Annotated in this window: 18 protein-coding genes; 7 read left to right on the plus strand and 11 right to left on the minus strand. The window is 71.3% G+C overall.

What is annotated here, in order from left to right; all coding sequences use genetic code 11:
* The first annotated feature begins 41 nt into the window (after positions 1–41).
* From U870_RS23225 to U870_RS0114885, 4 genes are all read left to right on the plus strand, one after another.
* Positions 42–3,170 (plus strand): SdrD B-like domain-containing protein, encoded by a 3,129-nt coding sequence (locus U870_RS23225; RefSeq protein ID WP_205288776.1) that lies wholly within the window; start codon positions 42–44, stop codon positions 3,168–3,170.
* A gap of 28 nt (positions 3,171–3,198) precedes the next feature.
* Complete coding sequence (locus U870_RS0114875) at positions 3,199–3,573, plus strand: nuclear transport factor 2 family protein (protein ID WP_052357754.1); 375 nt, start codon at positions 3,199–3,201, stop codon at positions 3,571–3,573.
* A gap of 3 nt (positions 3,574–3,576) precedes the next feature.
* Positions 3,577–4,758 (plus strand): low temperature requirement protein A, encoded by a 1,182-nt coding sequence (locus U870_RS0114880; protein ID WP_025158177.1) that lies wholly within the window; start codon positions 3,577–3,579, stop codon positions 4,756–4,758.
* A 194-nt stretch (positions 4,759–4,952) separates the two neighbouring features.
* The gene (locus U870_RS0114885) at positions 4,953–5,348 is read left to right on the plus strand and encodes a GntR family transcriptional regulator (RefSeq protein ID WP_025158178.1); all 396 of its coding nucleotides are present in this window, start codon (positions 4,953–4,955) and stop codon (positions 5,346–5,348) included.
* A 21-nt stretch (positions 5,349–5,369) separates the two neighbouring features.
* Here U870_RS0114885 and U870_RS0114890 read toward each other — a convergent pair whose 3' ends face one another.
* The 4 genes from U870_RS0114890 to U870_RS0114905 all read right to left on the minus strand — a co-directional run bounded on the left by U870_RS0114890 (position 5,370) and on the right by U870_RS0114905 (position 9,271).
* Positions 5,370–6,293, minus strand: a complete 924-nt coding sequence (locus tag U870_RS0114890; RefSeq protein ID WP_025158179.1) for an ABC transporter permease — start codon at positions 6,291–6,293, stop codon at positions 5,370–5,372.
* Between the two features lie 7 nt (positions 6,294–6,300).
* Positions 6,301–7,347, minus strand: coding sequence for an aliphatic sulfonate ABC transporter substrate-binding protein (locus U870_RS0114895; protein ID WP_025158180.1), 1,047 nt, complete (start codon positions 7,345–7,347; stop codon positions 6,301–6,303).
* A 140-nt stretch (positions 7,348–7,487) separates the two neighbouring features.
* Positions 7,488–8,345, minus strand: coding sequence for an ABC transporter ATP-binding protein (locus tag U870_RS0114900; protein WP_025158181.1), 858 nt, complete (start codon positions 8,343–8,345; stop codon positions 7,488–7,490).
* A 77-nt stretch (positions 8,346–8,422) separates the two neighbouring features.
* Entirely contained in the window at positions 8,423–9,271 is an 849-nt protein-coding gene (locus U870_RS0114905; RefSeq protein ID WP_025158182.1) for an exodeoxyribonuclease III, read from the minus strand.
* A gap of 42 nt (positions 9,272–9,313) precedes the next feature.
* Between U870_RS0114905 and pyrE the strand changes: the two genes are divergently transcribed.
* Both pyrE and U870_RS23230 read left to right on the plus strand, forming a co-directional pair.
* Positions 9,314–9,862 (plus strand): orotate phosphoribosyltransferase, encoded by a 549-nt coding sequence (gene pyrE, locus U870_RS0114910; RefSeq protein WP_025158183.1) that lies wholly within the window; start codon positions 9,314–9,316, stop codon positions 9,860–9,862.
* Positions 9,862–12,624: a septum formation family protein gene (locus U870_RS23230; RefSeq protein WP_025158184.1), complete on the plus strand. Its 2,763-nt coding sequence runs from the start codon at positions 9,862–9,864 to the stop codon at positions 12,622–12,624. The genes pyrE and U870_RS23230 overlap by 1 nt, the downstream gene beginning before the upstream one ends.
* 57 nt (positions 12,625–12,681) lie before the next feature.
* Here the strand turns inward: U870_RS23230 and U870_RS0114920 are convergent, their stop codons facing one another.
* Both U870_RS0114920 and U870_RS0114925 read right to left on the minus strand, forming a co-directional pair.
* Complete coding sequence (locus U870_RS0114920) at positions 12,682–13,482, minus strand: HAD-IIA family hydrolase (RefSeq protein ID WP_025158185.1); 801 nt, start codon at positions 13,480–13,482, stop codon at positions 12,682–12,684.
* A gap of 111 nt (positions 13,483–13,593) precedes the next feature.
* Complete coding sequence (locus U870_RS0114925; RefSeq protein WP_025158186.1) at positions 13,594–13,974, minus strand: SHOCT domain-containing protein; 381 nt, start codon at positions 13,972–13,974, stop codon at positions 13,594–13,596.
* Positions 13,975–14,093: 119 nt separating this feature from the next.
* On the opposite strand from U870_RS0114925, the gene U870_RS0114930 reads away from it, so the two are divergent.
* Entirely contained in the window at positions 14,094–14,723 is a 630-nt protein-coding gene (locus U870_RS0114930; protein WP_025158187.1) for a TrmH family RNA methyltransferase, read from the plus strand.
* Between the two features lie 95 nt (positions 14,724–14,818).
* Here the strand turns inward: U870_RS0114930 and U870_RS0114935 are convergent, their stop codons facing one another.
* The 5 genes from U870_RS0114935 to U870_RS0114955 all read right to left on the minus strand — a co-directional run bounded on the left by U870_RS0114935 (position 14,819) and on the right by U870_RS0114955 (position 19,375).
* Positions 14,819–15,241: a DUF3052 family protein gene (locus tag U870_RS0114935; protein WP_025158188.1), complete on the minus strand. Its 423-nt coding sequence runs from the start codon at positions 15,239–15,241 to the stop codon at positions 14,819–14,821.
* On the minus strand, positions 15,238–16,083 hold the full coding sequence (locus tag U870_RS0114940) for a metallophosphoesterase (protein WP_025158189.1): 846 nt from the start codon (positions 16,081–16,083) through the stop codon (positions 15,238–15,240). The genes U870_RS0114935 and U870_RS0114940 overlap by 4 nt, the downstream gene beginning before the upstream one ends.
* A 69-nt stretch (positions 16,084–16,152) precedes the next feature.
* A complete protein-coding gene (locus U870_RS0114945) occupies positions 16,153–18,006 on the minus strand; it encodes a YhgE/Pip family protein (RefSeq protein ID WP_025158190.1) in 1,854 nt (617 codons plus the stop codon).
* Positions 18,003–18,701, minus strand: coding sequence for a hypothetical protein (locus U870_RS0114950; protein WP_025158191.1), 699 nt, complete (start codon positions 18,699–18,701; stop codon positions 18,003–18,005). The genes U870_RS0114945 and U870_RS0114950 overlap by 4 nt, the downstream gene beginning before the upstream one ends.
* Positions 18,698–19,375, minus strand: coding sequence for a TetR/AcrR family transcriptional regulator (locus tag U870_RS0114955; protein ID WP_025158192.1), 678 nt, complete (start codon positions 19,373–19,375; stop codon positions 18,698–18,700). Before U870_RS0114955 ends, U870_RS0114950 begins: the two co-directional genes overlap by 4 nt.
* Between the last annotated feature and the right edge of the window lie 28 nt (positions 19,376–19,403).

Below are 19,403 nucleotides of genomic sequence, written 5' to 3' on the forward strand. Positions count from 1 at the left end.
TGAGCATGTGATGCCCGGTGGCATCGAAGAGGGAGTTCGACGTGAGTACATCCACCGGAGGCGCGACCATGCCCGGCGCTCGGCGGTCCCGCACGCGGGGGAAGCATCTGGCCGGGACCGTGCCGGCCCGCTCGGGTCGGCGCCTGCTGCCGTTCGGCCGCACGATCGCGGGGGTGCTGACCTCGCTGCTCGTGCTGGTGTCCCTCCTCGGCCTCGATCAGGCCGCACGGGCGGACGCGCCCGGCATCGCGTCGACGATGCTCTACAGCGGCAGCGCTCTGAAGCCCGGGACGGTGCTGACGGCGGGCGCCGTCCTCGACCTGAGAGTGCAGTACGACAACACCAAGGTGACTCCGGGCTCCACGGTCGTCTTCGACGTGGGCTCCAACGTCAGCGTGAAGAGCCTCCCGGCGGCGAACACCTCGATCGCCTCGGTCACACAGGTCGGCGCCGTGGTGTCGGTCACGTTCAAGGATCCGCTGCCGGCGGATGTGAATCAGGGCGTTTTCGATATCGGCCTGTCGGTGACGAACCCGGCGCAGAGCGGCGCGGACGTGATCGCGTGGAAGGTCGACGGCAGCGGCCCCTCCATCCCGGTCACGATCAAGCGCACGGGGGACACGCCACCACCGACGCAGTCCGCCGACGCCAAGAGCGTCAGCCCGACGGATCTCAACAGGTACGTGCGCGTCGCCGAGGACGGCACGGTGACGATGGACCCGGCGCTCGCCGGCCAGGCGATCAGCTACACCCTGACCCTCACTTCCACCCAGGCTCAGGCCGGCTTCCCCATCGCGGACCAGCTCCCCGCCTTTGTCGGCTACGACACCGACTCCTTCACCTTCGCACTGACCACCTGGGATCCGGACGGCCTGAACAAGAGCACGACGCCCGTGGCCCCCTACCCGGTCACCGTGTCCGGGAACTCCTTCACCAGCAACGTCGACGTGCCCGGCCCGTCCATCCTCAGGATCACGTACACGGTGCATGTCACCGACCCGGACGGGCTCGCCGCCGCGTTGCAGGCGCAGCTGCTGGGCACGGCCGCAGGTACCAGCCACACCCTCCCGCTCCAGAACACGGCCACCTTCAACGGCAACCAGGACACGGCGACCGTGAACGTGCGCGGCACCGTTCCCGCTGCACCCTGTGTCGGACTGTGCACGCACACGCTGACCAAGGCGTCCGACTGGGACACCCGCAACGTGCTCACCGACCCGGCCGGCGTGCTCACCCCCGCCCAGGAGATCGCCTACACGCTGACCGCGAGTGTGGGGACCACGGATGCCGCGCTGCCCGTGAACGTCGTCCTCAGCGACCCGCTCCCGGCGGGGATGAGCTGGAACGCCTCAGACCCGCAGTTCATCACCGGCATCGCTCTGACGCAGGCGGCCGACTGCCCTGACGCCACGGCATTCGCGGCGGACGGCTACGTCGGTCAGTGGTGCGTGAACGACCGGACGCTGCAGGTCAATCTCGGCGCCGGCAGGAGCACGAACGCCACCGTCACGGCCAAGGCGCTCGTCACCAGCGTCGCCGGACTGACCTCGAGCGGCACCGCCGGAGCACAGGGGGGCACCCCATACCGGCTCCCCAACACGGCGAGCCTGTTCTACGGGGGAACCACCCCGCAGACTGCGAGCAAGACGATCACCGTGACGAAGCTGCCCGCCGCCGCCGGAGGCGCCTACACCGACGCGAGCGTGTTCAGCAAGACGGTGAGCAACCCGCCCGCAGCGGTGAACGCGGGGGAGACCGCCACCATCCCCTACGTCTTCACGGTCGGCGCAGGCAAGGGGATCGACCTCAGGACGAGCACGATCACGGACTTCCTCGACAAGAGCGTCTATGGCGACCTCGATCTCAGCACGGTGAACCCGACCGGCAGGTACAACGGGCGGCCCCTCACCGCGGCGAGCTTCTCGCTCACCACGGACGCGGAGGGGAATCTTCTCGTCGCCCTCAGCGATGCGGGCACGGCGGTCGTCGCCGCTCAGGGAGTCGACAAGGCCTTCGAGCTCCGCCTCGCCCTCACCACACTGCCCTTCGACGGCAAGGTGACGAAGACCATCTCGAACCGCGCCGAGCTCACCGGAGCCGCGGGCCAGCCGCCCTACACGTCGACGGTGAGCAACGTCACCACCTCCTTCGGGAGCGAGGTGGAGATCGACAAGACGTTGTACGACCCCGCGACCGGCGCATACACCGACTCGCTCCAGGCGAAGACGAACGGGCCGTCGGCCTATGTCTACAAGATCGACTTCATCCCGCACGGCGGCTACAACGCGGTCGCGATCAGCGACATCGTCGACCACCTCCCCGCGGGAGTCGAGTTCGCGGGCTTCGTGCAGGCGGATGACACCACGGCGGCGGATCCCCTCGCCGGGCCCATCGACATGGGCCACAACCTGGAGGCCGTCTACGACGCCGCCGCGAACACGGTGAGCATCCGGCAGAAGTCCGGCACCGTGCTCGACAACCCGGACGGCGACACCCTGTCGGCCCGCTTCGCGGTGAGAGTGACCTCCCTCGTCCACTCCATCGTGAACAGCATCGGCGGGAGCACAGCCACGATCGTGCCGGTGGGGAAGGTCTCCGTCGGCGACTACGTCTGGGTCGACTCGAACCGCGACGGCCGTCAGAATGCCGGAGAGCCGGGCATCCCCGGCGTCGTCCTCACGATCACCGGGCCGGACGGCAAGCCGGTGACGGATGTCAGCGGCAAGGCGGTCGGCCCGGTCACGACCGACGCCGACGGACGCTACTCGTTCGACGACCTGCCCGTCCTGAGCGGTGACGAGACCTACACCGTGCAGATCGATCGGTCTGCTTCTGCGGTGGCGCTCGCCCCCTACGTCCCCACGACGGCCGGCGTCGGCGACCGGACGGGCGACTCGTCCACCTGGACCGCCGCAACCCGGCCCGGGGACCTCCACACCGACGGCGACCGCGACGACACCCTCGATTTCGGCTTCGTCACCGCGACGGTGCCGCCGATCCTCGCAGACCCGAGCGGCCCGCTGGATCCGCCGACCCCGGTCCTCGCGAGCACCGGGAGCGACGTCGGCCCCGGCCTCGCGGCCTCCGCGATCGCACTGCTCGTCGGCGCAGTCGCGCTGACCGTGGCCGGGCAGCGCAGGAGACGGCGGCAGTCCCTCTCGGGCAGCTGAGAAGGCACGTGGAGAAGGGATGGGTGAGATGACACCGTCACCACGAGACGAGGGCGGGAGCCGTGCCGACGACGAGACGGGTGCGGTGCCCGCCCCCGTCTCGAGGCTGGTGGAGGCGATCAACGGCGCCGACGTCGATGGCTTCGTCGCTGTGTTCGCACCCGACGGACTCATCGACGACTGGGGGCGCCGGTGCCGCGGTTCCGAGGGGATCCGCGGCTGGGCCCTCTCCGACGCGATCGGCGCCGGAGCCCGCATGGAGATACTCTCCGCGCGGACCGCGGGCGCTGTGACCACGACCCGGTTCTCGTGGCGCAGCGCCGTCTTCACCGGCGACTCGGTCGGCGAGTTCACCGTCGTGGACGGCGCGGTGGCGCGCTTCGTCATCCGGGGCGAGGCCTGACCGATGGCGTCGCCGAGTCTCCTCCGCGACCGGACCGCGGGCACACGCGTCACGAACACCGAGCTGTTCTTCGACCTCGTCTACGTCGTGGCGGTGACCCAGCTGTCGGGCTTCCTGCGCGAGCATCCCACCTGGTCGGGGGCGCTGGGCGCGCTCATCCTCCTCGGGATGATCTGGAACGCGTGGGTCTACACGACGTGGGTCACCAATTGGCTGGATCCCGACCGGAATGCGACGCGTCTGATGCTCCTGGCCGTCATGGGCGGCAGCCTCGTCCTGGCCGCGGGTGTGCAGGACGCCTACGACGACAAAGGACTGTGGGTCGGGATCGCCTATGCCGCGATACAGATCGGCCGCTCGGTCTTCACCGTCTGGGCGGCGCGGTCCGACGACGCTCTGCGGAGGAATTACCAGAGGATCCTGTGCTGGTGCCTGCTGAGCGGTGCCGTCGCCGTGGTCGGAGGCGCGCTCGACGGTCCCGCTCGGCTCGCCCTGTTCGCGCTCGCTGTCGTCATCGACATCGTCGGCGGGATCGTGCAGTTCTGGACGCCGGGGCTCGGCAGGACGCCGGCAGCGGAGTGGGACATCGACGGACCGCACTTCGCGGAGCGCTGCCAGGCCTTCGTCCTGATCGCGCTGGGAGAGTCCGTGGTCGGGATCAGCTCGCCGCTCGCCGAGGCCGACCATGTCGACGCGGCCGGCGTCGCGGGGACGATCGGTGCGTTCATCACCGTGTCCGCGCTCTTCCTGCTGTACTTCGACCGCTGGGCGCACGCCGGCGTGTCCGCCGTCCGGCGGGCGGCAGAGCCCGGCAAGCTCGCCGCTCGTGGCTACCATCTGGTCCATCCGATCATCGTCGGAGGCATCATCCTCGTCGCGGCGGGCAACGAGGAGATCCTGGCCTCCGTGCTCGGCGGAGCGGGTGGGCACCACCCGGACTCCTGGCTGATCGCCTGGTTCTGCGCCGGCGGTGCGGCGACCTTCGTGCTCGGGCACGCGATCTACATCCGGCTCATCAGCGGTCGGGCGAGCACGACACATCTCATCGCCTTCGGCGCCCTGCTCGTCGTCGTCGCCCTCGGAGGCGGGCTCGGCGTCAGCGCGCTCGGCATCGGGATCGCGACCGGGCTGGTCGTCGTCTTCCTCGTGCTCGTCGAAACGGCTCGAGCCCGCGCCGGCCGCTGACCGGGAGGCTCGCGCCCGGGCCCGCGACGATCGTCGGCGGGCTGTAGCTTTGGCAGAGACACACGAGCGGTGACGAAGGGGTCGGATGTGAACGCTCTCGCTTCCTCCACAGCGGATGCTCCCGTGCGGGACCGCCCGCTGCCGGCGCCGGCCGGTGGCGCCGTGGAACCGGCGCTCATCGGACGTGGGCGACCGTGATCACGCTCACGGCCGATGCGGCCGAGCCGCCGTACGAGCAGATCCGTACACAGCTCCGCGATCAGATCACCAACGGCGAGCTCCTCGCCGGGACCCGGCTCCCCACGGTGCGGAGGCTGGCCGCGGACCTCGGCGTCGCGGCGAACACCGTGGGTCGCGCGTACAAGGAGCTCGAGGCGGCGGGACTGGTGGAGACGCGGAGGCGCGGCGGCACTGTCGTTGGTCACGGAACCGACGAACTCCGCGCGCATGCCCACGCGGACGCACTCGAGTTCGCTGCCCGCATGCGGGAACGCGGACTCGGCCTCGACGAGACGGTCGCCCTGATCCGTGCCGCCTTCGCCGCAACGACCGAGCCGCACGAGGTCACGGACGCCAGGGCGAAACCCTGACGCCATCCCTCGCCGGGATCCTCACGCCCAGCGCCGGTTCGCCCAGCGCTCGAACAAGCCGACCAGGGAGTCCGTCAGCTTGCCCAGCACCGCGAGCAGGATGATCGCCAGGAAGAGGCGGTCAGTGCGGCCGTTGTTCTGGGAGTCGCTGAGCAGGAAGCCGAGGCCCATGGACGAGGCGATCAGCTCGGCTGCGACCAGGAACAGCCAGGCCTGCGCAAGAGCGAGACGCAGGCCCGAGATGACCGACGGCAGCACATATGGCAGCTGCACCGTGGTGAACAGGCGGATCCCGTTGAGGCCGAAGGCGCGGCCGGCCTCGACCAGATGCCGGTCGACGTGCTTCAACGAGGCCGCCACCGTCGTGTAGACGGGGAAGAACGCACCGATGGCGATCAGGATGATCTTCGAGTCTTCACCGATTTTGAACCAGAGGATCAGCAGAGGCACCCAGGCGAGCGAGGGGACGGCCCGGACGGCGGCGAGGGTGGAGCTGAACAGGATGTCGGCGAGCCGGGAGAGGCCGACGACCGCCCCGAGCACCAGGCCGAGTGCCGCACCGCAGGCGAACCCGATCAGCACCCGCTGGGTCGAGATCGCCACGTAGAGGCCGAGCAGGCCACGCTGGGCGAGGTCGATCGCGGCGTTCCACACCATCGCGGGCGAGGGCAGCTGCGCCGAGGTGAAGACGCCGGACGTGCTCGTGACCTGCCAGACGATCAGGATGATCGCCGGCAGCACGAGGCCGCCGACGATCCGGACCCACCGGCGGGAGAGGAAAGGCGTGCGGGCGACGACCGCGCCCGTGCCGTCGGCGACGACGGTCGCCGGGGCCGCCGGCCGGGGTCGCTCTCCGGCCACGGAGGCCGCGCTCCCGACCTCGCCGCCGGGGCCGCCGACCACGATCAGCGGGCCCTCTCCCTCCGGTGAGTTCTGGTAGGACATGGTTCGGTCAGCCGCCGATCGCGCTCGGGTCGGCCTTCTTCGCGAAGGTCGGGTCGAGCAGGGTGTCGAGCGCCTTGTCGATGTCGGCCTGCGACGCCACGTCGCCGGACTGGACGAAGATCGGGCCGACCTTCTTCAGCACCTTCAGCTGCGCGTCGCCCGGGATCGGGGAGACGTCGAGGTTGGTGCGCTCGGTGATGACGGTGGTGGCGACCGACGGGTCGATCCCGGCGACCTCGGAGAGGATCTGTGCGGTCTCCTCCGGGTGCTTCTGCGCCCACGCTCGGGCGTACTCGTACGTGTTCACGACGGTCTGCGCGACGTCGGGCTTGCTCGACAGGAACGACTCGGTCGCGTTGAGGAAGCCGTAGGTGTTGAAGTCGACGTTGCGGTAGATCAGCGTGGCACCCGACTTCTGGGCGTTGGCCATGATCGGGTCGAGCCCGCTCCACGCGTCGACCGAGCCGTTCTGCAGAGCGGCCCAGCCGTCGGCGTGCTGCAGGTTCTGGATGGTGACATCGCTCGCCGACAGGCCGTTCGCCTCCAGCGCCTGCAGCAGGAAGAAGTAGGGGTCGGTGCCCTTGGTGGCCGCGATCTGCTTGCCCTTGAGCTCCTTCACCGAGGTGATGCCCGATTTCGGGCCGACGACGATCGCGGACCATTCGGGCTGCGAGAAGATGTCGATCGTCTTGATCGGCGAGGCGTTGGAGCGCGCGAGCAGGGCGGCGGAGCCCGCGGTCGAGCCGACGTCCACCGCGCCGGAGCGCAGTGCCTCGTTGGCCTTGTTGGAGCCGGCGGACTGCACCCAGTTGACGGTGATGTCCTGCTTGGCGAGGGCCTTCTCGAGCCAGCCCTCCTTCTTGATCACCAGGCTGAGCGGGTTGTAGGTGGCGAAGTCGATGTTGAGCGTGCCGCCCTTCGTGACGGTGCCGGGGGTGCTGCTGGCTGCGGCGCCGGAGGCCGAGCCCTCGCCGGCGACACAGCCCGAGAGGAGCAGGGTCGCCGCTGCGGCGGCCGCCGCGAGGGCGGTGACGATGGTGGGTGTGCGGCGCATGGGGCCTCCTGGTCGAGTGCTCGGGCGAGCGGTGCTGTGGGTGCGGTGCTGTGGGTGCGGTGCTGGTCGCGGTCTGGTGGACGCTGGTGCTGGTGCTGGTGCTGGTGCTGGTGCTGGTGCTGGGGTGCCGGGTGGGCCGATCAGACCAGAGAGGCCTCGGCCACGGGCATTCGCCGGCCTGCTGGTGCGCCGTGGGCATTGCCGTGCAGGTCGATCCCCAGCCCGTCGAGCAGGTCCGCCCGGAGGTCGGCGAGCTCCACCGAGCCGCGGTCGCGCGGCCGGGCGCCGGGAACGGTCGTGACGCTGCGGATCGTGGCGCCGGCGCGCCCCTCCTCGCTGCCGAGCAGGATGATGCGGTCGGCCAGCTGGAGGGCCTCGTCCACGTCGTGGGTGACGAGGAGGATGGTCGTGGGCGCCGCGGCGTGCACGTCGACCAGCAGGTCCTGCATCTTGAGGCGCGTCAGGGCGTCCAAGGCGCCGAACGGCTCGTCGAGCAGGAGGACGCCGGGATTGCGGGCCAGGGCACGGGCGAGGGAAGCGCGCTGGGCCATTCCGCCGGAGACCTCGCGCGGTCGAAGCCCGGCCGAGGACGAGAGCCCGACGAGGTCGAGCAGGCGGGCGACGCGTTCGCGTCCGGCGGCTCGGTCCAGCCCTCGGGCGAGACCGAGGGCGACGTTGTCGGCCAGCGACCGCCACGGCAGGAGCCGCGGCTCCTGGAACCCGACGGCGCAGCGCGGGTCGACGCCCACGACCGGCGAACCGTCGATCAGAGCGGATCCCGCTGTGGGTGTGTCGAGACCGCCGGCGATGCGCAGCAGCGTGGACTTGCCGCACCCGCTCGCACCGAGGATCGCGACGACCTCGCCCGCGGCCACGCGCAGCGAGACGTCCCTCAGCACGGGGCGCACCTCGGTCGCGGCGCCGCGGCGCTTCGGGGACGCGAAGGCGCGCCCGACCCCGGCGAACTCGACGGGGAAGGCGGACGATTCCTCTGACATGGTGCTCCGACGCTACCGAAGCACCCGTCCGCGCGCCCGGGCGACGAAACCTGGCGTAACGAAAGCTTGCCTCGGCGTCAGCCGAAGATCATCGGCCGGTCCTCGTCGTCCTCGTCCGCGAGCGGCTCGGTCAGTTCGACCAGGACGGGCACGTGATCGCTCGGAGCGTCGCCCTTGCGCTCGTCGCGGTGGATGGAGGCGGAAGCGACCCGGTCGGCGAACGCCTCGGAGCCGAGGATGAAGTCGATCCGCAGCCCCTCGTTGCGCGGGAACCGCAGCTGCTTGTAGTCCCAGTAGGTGTACCCCTCGGGCACCAGCGGACGCACCACGTCCGTCAGTCCCGCGGTCTCGAACGCGGAGAACGCCGTGCGCTCCGGCGGTGAGATGTGCGTCGAGACGCCCGGGATCAGGCTCGGGTCGCCGACATCGGAGTCGAGCGGGGCCACGTTCCAGTCGCCCATCAGGGCGAGCGGGAGGTGCGGGTTCTCGGCGAGCCAACGGCGGGTGTCCTCCGCGAGGGCGGCCAGCCAGTCGAGCTTGTAGTCGTAGTGCGGGTCGCCCAGCGCCCGACCGTTCGGCACGTACAGGCTCCAGACGCGCACACCGTCGACGGTGGCGCCGATCGCGCGCGCCTCCTTCGGCAGGTCCGGCCCCTCGTGGCCCTTGAGGAATCCGGGCATGTCGGGGAAGCCGATCTGCACGTCCTCGATCGGGAGGCGGCTGGCGATCGCGACGCCGTTCCACTGGTTGAGGCCGTGCAGCACGACCTCGTAGCCGGCCTCTTCGAACGGGCCGTACGGGAACTGCTCCGGCTTGCACTTGATCTCCTGCATGGCCAGGACATCAACGTCTTCCCTGACCAGCCAATCCACCACTCGGCCGACTCGGGTGCGGATGGAGTTGACGTTCCAGGTGGCGACACGCATGCACCGATCGTATCGGGGCCCCTGCCCCCATAGAATCGGGACGTGACCGACGCACGACAGCAGCTCATCGACTACATCTCGGCCGAGGCCGTCTTCCACGGCGACTTCACGCTCACCAGCGGGAAGAAGGCCACCTACTACGTCGACCTGCGCAAGGTGAGCCTCGATCACCGGGTCGCCCCGCTGATCGGGCAGGTCATGCTCGACCTCATCGCCGACATCCCGGACGTCTCGGCCGTCGGCGGGATGACCATGGGCGCCGACCCGGTCGCCGCCGCCATCCTGCACCAGGGCGCGGCCCGCGGCGCCGGCTACGACGCGTTCGTCGTGCGCAAGGAGCCGAAGGACCACGGTCGTGGCAAGCAGGTGGAAGGCCCCGATCTCGCGGGCAAGCGTGTGATCGTGCTCGAGGACACGTCGACCACGGGCGGGTCGCCGCTCAAGGCCGTCGAGGCCCTGAAGAAGGTGGGCGCCGAGATCGCGGCCGTGGCGGTCGTCGTCGACCGCGACACCGGCGCGCGCGAGGTCATCGAGGCCGCCGGCTACCCCTACTTCGCCGCCATCGGTCTGAAGGACCTGGGGCTGTCCTAGTGGCAGACCACCGCGACCCGGGAGCGGGCGACGGCGACGCGGACGCGTCGCCCGGCCCCGCTGCGCCCGGATCGGGGGATGCCGAGCCCGAGTTCGGCAGCAGCGAGTGGCTGTTCCGGGAGCTCGGCGGCCGGTATGGGGACACGGCGGACGACGGGACGCACGACGCTGACGGCGACGACGCTGACGGCGATCCGGCCACAACCGACGCGCATTCCGGTGCGATCGGTGCGTCGTTCGTGCCCGCCGAATCCGCGGCCGACCCGGCCGCCGCTCCGGACGACGCCCCTGCCTCGGGAGCAGCGTCGTTCATCTGGAACCTGACGCCCAGCACCGACGGCGATCCCCTGGTCGGCGGCACCCCGTCGAAGCTCGTGGAGGCCGAACCCGTCGCCGAGGAGCCTCCGGTCGGCGACGCGCCGACAGTCGCCCTGCCGATCCCCGCTGCCCCGACCGCCGCTGCGCCGACCGCCGCTGCGCCGACCGCCGCTGCGCCGACCGCCGCTGCGCCGACCGCCGCTGCGCCTCCCGCAGCGGTGCCTCCCGTCGAGCCCGCCCCGGCGTCGGCCCCGTCGGCGTCCGAGGCCGGTACGCCGGAGCCGCCCCTGTTCACGACGCCTGCCGCACCGGTGATCCCGGTGCTGCCGGAGCCGCCGGTCGTGGCCCCGTCGACGTCCATTCCCCCGGCTGCCGCGCCCGCGTCCGCGTCCGCCGCGCCGCTCGCGCCGGAGCCAGTCGCGGCCGAGCCGATGCCACCGAGCACGCCCGCAGCCGAACCGCCCAGCTTCCTGGCCTCCCTCCGTATGCCGCGGCCACCGGAGTGGGAGGAGCCGGCGGCGCCGGTCGAGGCGGCCCCCCGCCAGCCGTCGCCGTTCGCCTCGCCCGCGCAGCCTCCCGCGGCCGGGCCCGACGCAGCCGCCGGAGCGGACGCGTCCGTCCCGGACGAGCCGCAGAGCCACGGCCTCGCCGCTCTGCTCGGCTACGGGTCCGCCCCGTCGGACGCTCCGGCGTCGCGCTCCGTGATCGGCGACACGACGGGCATCATCCCGATCCTTCCCGGCTCGCTGACGCCCCCGCCGCCGCTTCCGACGCCGCTTCCCGCCGCGACCGAGCTCCCCGGCGCGACGGAGGTCCCCGCCGCGACGGAGGTGCCGGTCGCCCCCGCCGCCACCACGCCTCTGACCGCCGTGCCGTCGACATCCTCGGTCCCGCCGGTGATGCCGGCCGGCGACACCGTGCCTCCGGTGACCCCGCCGCCGCTGGTGCCACCGGCGTTCGCCGCGCCGCCGTCGCCGGCCGAGCCGGTGCTGCCGCCGCCGCATCCGTCCGAGCTCTTCGAGCCGACCCCGGATCCGGCAGGGGTTCCCACGACGAAACTCGACACCGCCGAGATGGCGGCGCTGCTCGCCGCCCGCGCGGGAGACCCGGACCCGCTCGTCCCGCCGCCCGCGGTCGCGCCACCGGCCGGGTTCGAGGTGCCCGCCCAGGCGGACGCGACGACAGCGATCTCCGGCCTCCCGACCCGAGCCGAGTCGCTTGCCGCCGAGTCGCTTGCCGCCGAGTCGCTCGCCGCCGAGTCGCTCGTCACCGAGCCCTCCGCCACACCGGCCGTGCCCGACGACGCCGAGCACGCTGACGCCGAGCACGCTGACGCCGAGCCTGACGACGGACTCGCCGTGCTCTTCGGCGACGTCGCCGACGTGTCCGAGGACGAGCCCCACGGTGACGAAGCTGCAGCCGACGAACCTGCAGGCGATAAACCTGCAGCCGACGAACCTGCAGCCGATGAACCTGCAGACGACGAACCTGCAGACTACGACCCTGCTGCCCACGGAACTTCCCACGAGCCCGAAGCCGAGCCTGTCCATCCCGCGGACGCCATCCTCTTCCCGGGCTTGGCCGGCACGGAGGCCAGCGCGGCCATGGAGGGCCCGCAGTTCACGATGCCGTTCAGCGGGCCGCTGACCGTTCCGGAGGAGACGCTGCCGGCGCCCGTGTTCGCCGCCGATCCGACCGTGGCGATCCCGTCGGCCGCCACCCCGCCGATCGCACCCCCGCCGGTGGTGCCCCCGGTCGTTCCACTCACCGGCGCGCCCGTGACGCCGGGCACGGCGGGAGGCGACTCTGGTGCCGGAACCACGCCGCCGTCCCGGCCGCGCGGCAGTGGCAACAACCGCATCCTCTTCATCGTCGCCGGCGCCCTGGCGGTGATCCTCGTTCTGATCGGCCTATTCGCTCTCGGGACGCGCCTGCCGGCGCTCTTCGGTGCGGCCGCTTCTGCTCCGAAGACGTCGCACGGAGCGTCCGCCTCCCCGAGCCCCACTCCGACTCCGACCCCGACGCCCACGGTCACGCCGAAGCCCGCCGCCGCGGCCCCGGCGGGAGCGGCGGCCTGGGACGCGCTGGGCGGCGGCGAGTGCATCGACCCGTACACCACGCCCTGGGCCGAGTCGTTCACGGTGGTCGACTGTGCTGCGCCTCATGCCGCGCAGATGGTCTACACCGGTATCCTGAACCCCGACATCGCTGCGGCGTACCCGGGCGCGGACGCGTTGGCCCAGCAGATCACCGGCCTCTGCACCGCGCCGGGGGTCATTGATCTGAACGCGGCAGCGGTGTACACCGGCCTGCAGGTGCAGGGGACCTTCCCCGCCACGGAGGAGCAGTGGAAGGACGGCCAGCGCTCCTATTACTGTTTCGCGAACCGTTCGACCGGTGAGCCGTTGACGAGCTCGGTCGCTGGGCCCGGCCCGACCGGCTGAGTCTCGACCGGCTGAGTCAGGCCCGGCTGAGTCAGGCCAGGCCGTGTCGCAGCCGGCTCAGAGGTCGGACTCGACGGGTTCGGCCGCGAGCAGTTCGGTGACGCCGCTGAGGATCTCGTCCGGCCGGAACGGGTAGCGATCGATCTCGGTCTGATCGCTGATCCCGGTGAGCACCAGGATGGTGTGCAAGCCCGCCTCGATGCCCGCGACGACATCCGTGTCCATCCGGTCACCGATCATCGCGGTGTTCTCGGAGTGCGCGCCGATGCGGTTGAGGGCGGAGCGGAACATCATCGGGTTCGGCTTGCCGACGACATAGGGCTCCATGCCGCCCGTCGCCTTGGTGATCATCGCGGTGACGGCGCCGGTCGCGGGGAGGGGCCCCTCGGCGCTCGGGCCCGTCGCGTCGGGGTTGGTCGAGATGAACCGGGCGCCCGCGCCGATCAGGCGAACGGCCTTGGTGATCGCGTCGAACGAATAGCTGCGGGTCTCGCCCACCACGACGTAATCGGGATTGGTGTCGGTCATGATGAAGCCGGCCTCATGGAGCGCAGTGGTCAGACCGGCCTCGCCGATGACGTAGGCGCTGCCGCCGGGCTTCTGCGACTTGAGGAAGTCCGCGGTGGCCAGAGCGGAGGTCCAGATCGACTCCTCCGGGACGTCGAGGCCCGAGGCGCGGAGTCGCGCGGCGAGGTCGCGGGGGGTGTAGATGGAGTTGTTGGTCAGCACCAGGAAGGGGGTGCCGTTGTCGCGCCACTGCTGGATGAGCTCCGCGGCGCCGGGCAGCGCCTGGTTCTCATGGACGAGCACGCCGTCCATGTCGGTGAGCCAGCATTCGATCTCGTCGCGTCGCGCCACGCAAACCCCTTTCGATGGACCGGACGCCACCAGCTTAGAGGGCGGGAGCCCTGCGGCGGGCGGGCATTCAGCCTGTTCATGCCCGCCGCAGGGGTGCGTCGCACGGACCGGTCAGGCCAGAGCCTTCGCCTTCAACGCCTCGAACTCGGCGGGGGTGATGGCCCCGCTGTCGAGCAGACCCTTGGCTCGCGCGATTTCATCGACCGGGCTGGACAGGGCGACCGAGCGGATGTAGGAGTCGGTCTGCTCCTGTGCCGCCTTGGCGCTGACGGCCCCGCGTTCGGCCATGCCGCGCCCGCGGGCGATCAGATACACCAGCACGGTCAGGAACGGCAGGAAGACGAGGAAGAGCACCCAGAGCGCCTTCCACCACCCGTTCAGTTTGTGGTCGCGGAAGAGATCACCGATCACGGCGAACAGGGCGAAGAGGTACGAGATGAACGCGAAGGCCACGAAGATGAGCCAGATGACGTTCCAGAGGTTGTTCCACACGGTGCGGGTACTGCCTTTCGGGTGAGAGACGGGGTCGTGCCGACAGTAGCGTCCCCCGGCGGTCGTGGTACGCGTTGTTACGGTTCGTCACCCTCCTCTCGCGCGGCTACGCTGGCGGGGTGGATCAGCCCGGACCGTCGCACGAGCTCAGCACGCATGGCGTGGGCCCCTGGCCGGGCGCCTGGCCCGAGGGCGGCCACTACGATCCCGAGCTGCTGCGTCACGGCGACACCCGCAACGTGATCGACCGCTACCGGTACTGGCGGATGGACGCGATCGTCGCCGATCTCGACGAGCACCGCCATCCGTTCCACGTCGCGATCGAGAACTGGCAGCACGACATGAACATCGGCTCCATCGTGCGCAGCGCCAACGCCTTCGCGGCCGACACCGTCCACATCATCGGCCGCCGGCGCTGGAACAAGCGCGGCGCGATGGTGACCGACCGCTACCAGCACGTCCGTCATCACGACGACGTGGAGGCGTTCGTCGCGTGGGCGAGGGAGGCCGGTCTCCCGATCATCGCGATCGACAACGTGCCGGGCTCCGTGCTGATCGAGACGTTCGCCCTCCCGCGCGAGTGCGTGCTGCTGTTCGGGCAGGAGGGCCCGGGACTCTCGCAGCCGGCGATCGACGCGGCCGATGCCGTGGTCGAGATCTCGCAGTTCGGCTCCACCCGCTCGATCAACGCGTCGGCGGCCGCCGCGGTCGCCATGCACGCCTGGATCCTGCAGCACGTCCCCTTCTGACCCCGGCGCGATTTGGACCAAATGTCGCGAATCGGTCGCTCTTTCACGCGATTCGGTCCAAATCTCGCGGGGGCGGCGGCCGGGCGGGCGAGGGGTCAGCGGTTCTCGCGGCGCCAGACGATCTTGAGGCCGGACCAGTCGGTCGAGATCGCGGCCACCTTCACGTCGACCAGGCCGCGGTCGAGTGCGGCGTCGCGCAGGAGGTTCTCGTCGATGTCGCTCACGTGTCCGGCGGCCTTGCGCGGCCAGGCGGCCCACAGCATCCCGTCGGGCCGGATGCGTGCACCGACCGCGTCGAGCTCGGCGAGGTACTCCGCCGCCTCGCGGTAGAACGCGAGCACCAGCCCGGCCGGGCCGTCGTCGCCCGGATCGAGCCACTCGATCGGCGCGGGAGATCCGGGGCCGTCGAGGGGGATGCTCCAGCCGGCGTCCGCGTGCAGCAGCTGGGCGCGCATCCCGGGCTTCAACCCGAGCTTCTTCCACAGCGGCGTGCCGGAGTAGCCGGCCGGGGTGCTCATCCCTCGCCCTGCCACCCGGTGGTCTCGGCGATGCGCTCGACGTCCGTCGGGCTGAGCACGTAGACCAGGTCGCCGTCGTCTCCCGCCGGAGCCGTGACGAAGTGGGCGCGCACGGGTTCGTCGTCGGGGAGGTCCACGAGCGCGAGTCCCGAACCACGCACGGCACGGTCGCCGGGCTCGGACCACAGCACGTCGACCGTGTTCGCGACGGCCGGGGCGACGATGAGCGGGATGTAGCCGGGGTCGGTCTCGGTCGCGAGCGCGTGGTGGTAGTGCCCGGCGAGGATCGCCCGCACGTCGCCTTCGCGGCACGCCTCGAGCAGCGGTTCCGGGTCCACGAGCCGCAGGCTCTCGAAGAGCCCGGTCGTCGGAGGCGTCGGCGGATGGTGAAGCACGACGACGGTGCCGTGCTCGGCCGACTCCGACAGGATCTCGCGCAGCCGTTCCAGCTGCTCCGCCCCGATCGACCCGTAGCCGGCGCCGGGAACCGTGGAGTCGAGGGTGACGATCCGCAGCCCGCGCACCTCCACGACGGTCTCGCGCTCGCCGAGGACCTCCTCGAACGGTTCCGGGAGGTCGTGGTTGCCCATCGCGTACACGACCTGCGCCCCGCGCTCGGCCGCCCACGGCTCGACCAGCCCGGCGAGGATCCGGTACGACTCGGCCGACCCGTCCTCGGACAGGTCGCCGGAGACGACGACCGCATCCACCGTGCCCAGCGATGCCGCCCGTTCGAGCACCCGCTCGAGGGCGACGCGGGTGTCGACGAGCCCGTAGTGCAGGGTTCCGTCGCCGAAGAGGTGGGTGTCGCTGAGGTGCAGGATGCGGTGGGAGGCGGTCACGCGCCGAGCCTAGCGCGCGCCGGTGACGGGGCCGGGCGCCCTCGGCGGTCCGTCACCGATCGGACGGCGCTACCCGATCAGCGACGGCCGCAGGTCGCGCAGGGTGCGGAAGTGCGTCATCCGCGTCACCCCGATCGCCGCCAGCAGCAGGGCGATCAGCAGCCAGAGCCCGAGGACTCCCGCGTCCGCCCAGGCGGTCGCCGGGTTGCCGCCGTACATGAGCTGGCGGATCCCGTCGACCGCGTACGACATCGGGAGCACATGGTGCAGCGCCGCCAACGGCCCGGGCAGCGTCTGCCAGGGGAACGTGCCTCCCGCGGTCACCAGCTGCAGCACCATCAGCACCAGGCCGAGGAACTGTCCGACGCTGCCCAGCCAGACGTTGAGCGTCAGGATGATGGCCGCGAAGGTCAGAGACGCCAGCGCCATCAATCCGTACATCCCGACCGGGTTGTCGATGCGGAACCCGAGTGCTCCCGCGACGATCGCGAACAGGCCGACCATCTGGATCGCGCCGAGCAAGCCCGGCGTGAGCCAGCCCGCGAGCGTGATCTTCACGGGCGAGTGCAGCGCGGTGATCGCGCGGCGCGAGACCGGCTTCACGATCAGGAACAGCGCGTAGATGCCGATCCACCCGGCCAGGGCGACGAAGAACGGCGCGAGGCCGGCGCCGTAGGTCCCGGCGGAGGTGATGCTGTCGTTCTTGAGGTTCACCGGATCCGAGATCGTGGACGCCTGCTTCTTCTGCAGCTCGGGGGAGTTGTCGGGGATCTGCTTCACACCGTCCTGGAGGCCGTTGCTCAGTGTGGTGGTGCCGTCGTGCAGCGTGGTGAGTCCGTCGCGCAGCTGTGCGGCGCCGCTCGCCGCGGATCCCGCACCGGTGGCGAGCTGGGACGCACCGGCCTGGGCCTGCGCCGAGCCGCTTGCGACCTGGGAGGCGCCGCTCGCGACCTGGTCGGCGCCGGCGGCGAGCTGGTTGACCTGGCCGACGGCGGACTGGATCTGGCTGTTGCCCGACTGCACCTTGGTGTCGATGTCCCCGAGAGCCGCCTGCACCTGCGCGATGATCGCCGGATCGACCTTGTCGGCCTCCAGTTGCGCCAGCAGCTTCTGACCGACGGCGGGGGCGTCGGCGGCGAGCTGGGCTGCGACCTGCCCGGCCTGGGTCGCCTTCGCGGCGAGCTGATCGTTGCCGGAGGCGACCTTCGCCGCCCCGTCGCTGACCTGCTGGGCGCCGGAGGCGAGCTGGCCGAGCGATCCGGCCAGCGTCTGCGATCCGGTCGAGAGCTGGGCCGTGCCGTCCGCGAGCGCGGAGGCTCCGGACTGCGCGGTCGCGCTGCCGTCGACGAGCTGGCTCGCGCCGTCCGCCGCCTTCACCAGGCTGGAGCGGATGTCCGCCAGCCCGAGGAGGAACTGCTCCGCCGCCTGCTGGTTCACCTGCTTGACGATGGAGGTGCGGATCTTCTCGGCCGCCTGGGTGCCGATCGTCGACGCCAGGTAGCTGTTGGTGTCGTTGGTCGTGAGCGTCACCACCGCGCGATGCGGGCTCGATCCGGACGCCGAGGCGAGCGCGGACGAGAAGTCCGACGGGAACGTGATGCTGAAGTCGTATTTGGAGTCGTCGACGCCGCTGGCGGCGGACCCGGACTCCACGATGTGCCAGTCGAACGAGCCGTCGTCGACGAGCTGATCGGCCACCTGGTGACCGTAGTTGATGTCCTTGCCGTCGACCGTCGTGCCGGTGTCGTCCACGACGATCGCGGCCGGGATCTTGTTCAGATTGGCGTACGGGTTCTGGTTGGCCCACAGGTACAGGCCGCCGTAGAGCACCGGCACGGCCATGAGCGCGATGAGCGCCACGATGGCCATCGGGTTGGCGGTCAGGCGGCGGAACTCCGCCGCGATCATCTGGGGGATCTTCATGCGTTCTCCACGATCAGGTCGGGAAGGTCGTCGGTGTCGTCGCGGCCCGGGTCTTCGTCGAAGGTCGCGGGTGCGGTGGCGGTCTCGTCGAGTCGCGAGACGAGGGAGGCGGCGGCGATGGCCGCGGCGGAGGCGTCGCCCGCGACGACGAGAACGGCGATGCCGCGCCCGGCGAGCTCGCGGGCGAACACCCACCATTCGTTGGGGTCGCCGCCGTGCCGGTCGGGCGAGACGATCACGAGGCCGTCGACGCCCTCCCGCATCAGCGCGAGTTCGGCGAGCAGCCGGATGCGCACGGTCGGCGGGACGGTGCCGATGCCCCAGCGCGCGTACTCGGACGCGCCCAGTTCATTCAGCCGCTTGTTGACGGCGATCGGGTGGGAGGGGCGGCCGGCGAACATGAGCTCTTCGGCGACGATCCCGGCCACGGTCACGTCGGCTGCGGGCTCGCAGACGTCGGGGGCGTCGATCAGGGCGATCCGGCGGCGCATCGCGCGGTAGTCGGTGGCGCCGTCGATCGTGACGACCCCGGCGTCCGGGCGCATCCGGCCGGAGGCGATCAGTCCGAGCACGGTCGGGCGCTGCTCCGTCTCGGCGCGGGCGAGCACGGCCTGCCCGGTGGCGTAGGCGACGCTGGTCGGCGGGAGGGCGGCGTTGCGCGGGCCCTTCGCGACCGAGTCGAGTGCGATCTTCATCGGTTCTCCTCCGGGATGCGGCCGTTCTGCGGCGCACGATCCTCTTCCGGGACGAATGCGAGTTCGGGGGTGCTGTCGATCAGCGCGTCGGCCTCCTGCCAGCCGAGTCCGGCGGCGCCGAGCCCGGCGAGCATGACGAGCCGATGGCCGGCCTCGCGGGAGAGCCCGGCCCGGGTGGCCTCGTCGAGCACGGCGACGGCCGCGTTCTCGACCAGTCGGGTGACGGTCTCGCGGTCGAGGTCGGTGCGCACCTGCCCGCTGGACATCCCGCGCTCGATCGTGGAGCGCAACCGGGCGCGGGCCGGGTCGAGGGCGGTCGCGACCATCTGGCGGTGCGGGCCGCGCACGGCGAGCGCTGCGCTGACCCGGATGTGCTCGACCTCGGCCCAGAGCGTCGCGCCGAAGAGGGCGATCTCCACTCGGGCGTCGGGGTGCGACACCGGGTCGAGCAGGGCGGCCAGGCGGGCGGCTCCGCGGGTGAACACGTCCACCAGCAGGTCGTCGCGGTTGGCGAAGTGGCCGTAGAGCGCGCGGCGGCTGAGGCCGGCGCGCGCGGCGATGGTCTCGAGGGAGGCGTCGATGTCCTCGTTCAGGGCCGCCGCCGCGGCGACGAGGAGGGCCTCCCGGTTCGCGGCGGCATCGCGTCGCGGGGCACGGGCGGGGGAGGCGGGCATGCCTCGATCCTACGCTTCTTGCACACTC

Source organism: Leifsonia aquatica H1aii (assembly GCF_000633535.1).
Taxonomy (GTDB): domain Bacteria; phylum Actinomycetota; class Actinomycetes; order Actinomycetales; family Microbacteriaceae; genus Leifsonia; species Leifsonia aquatica_A.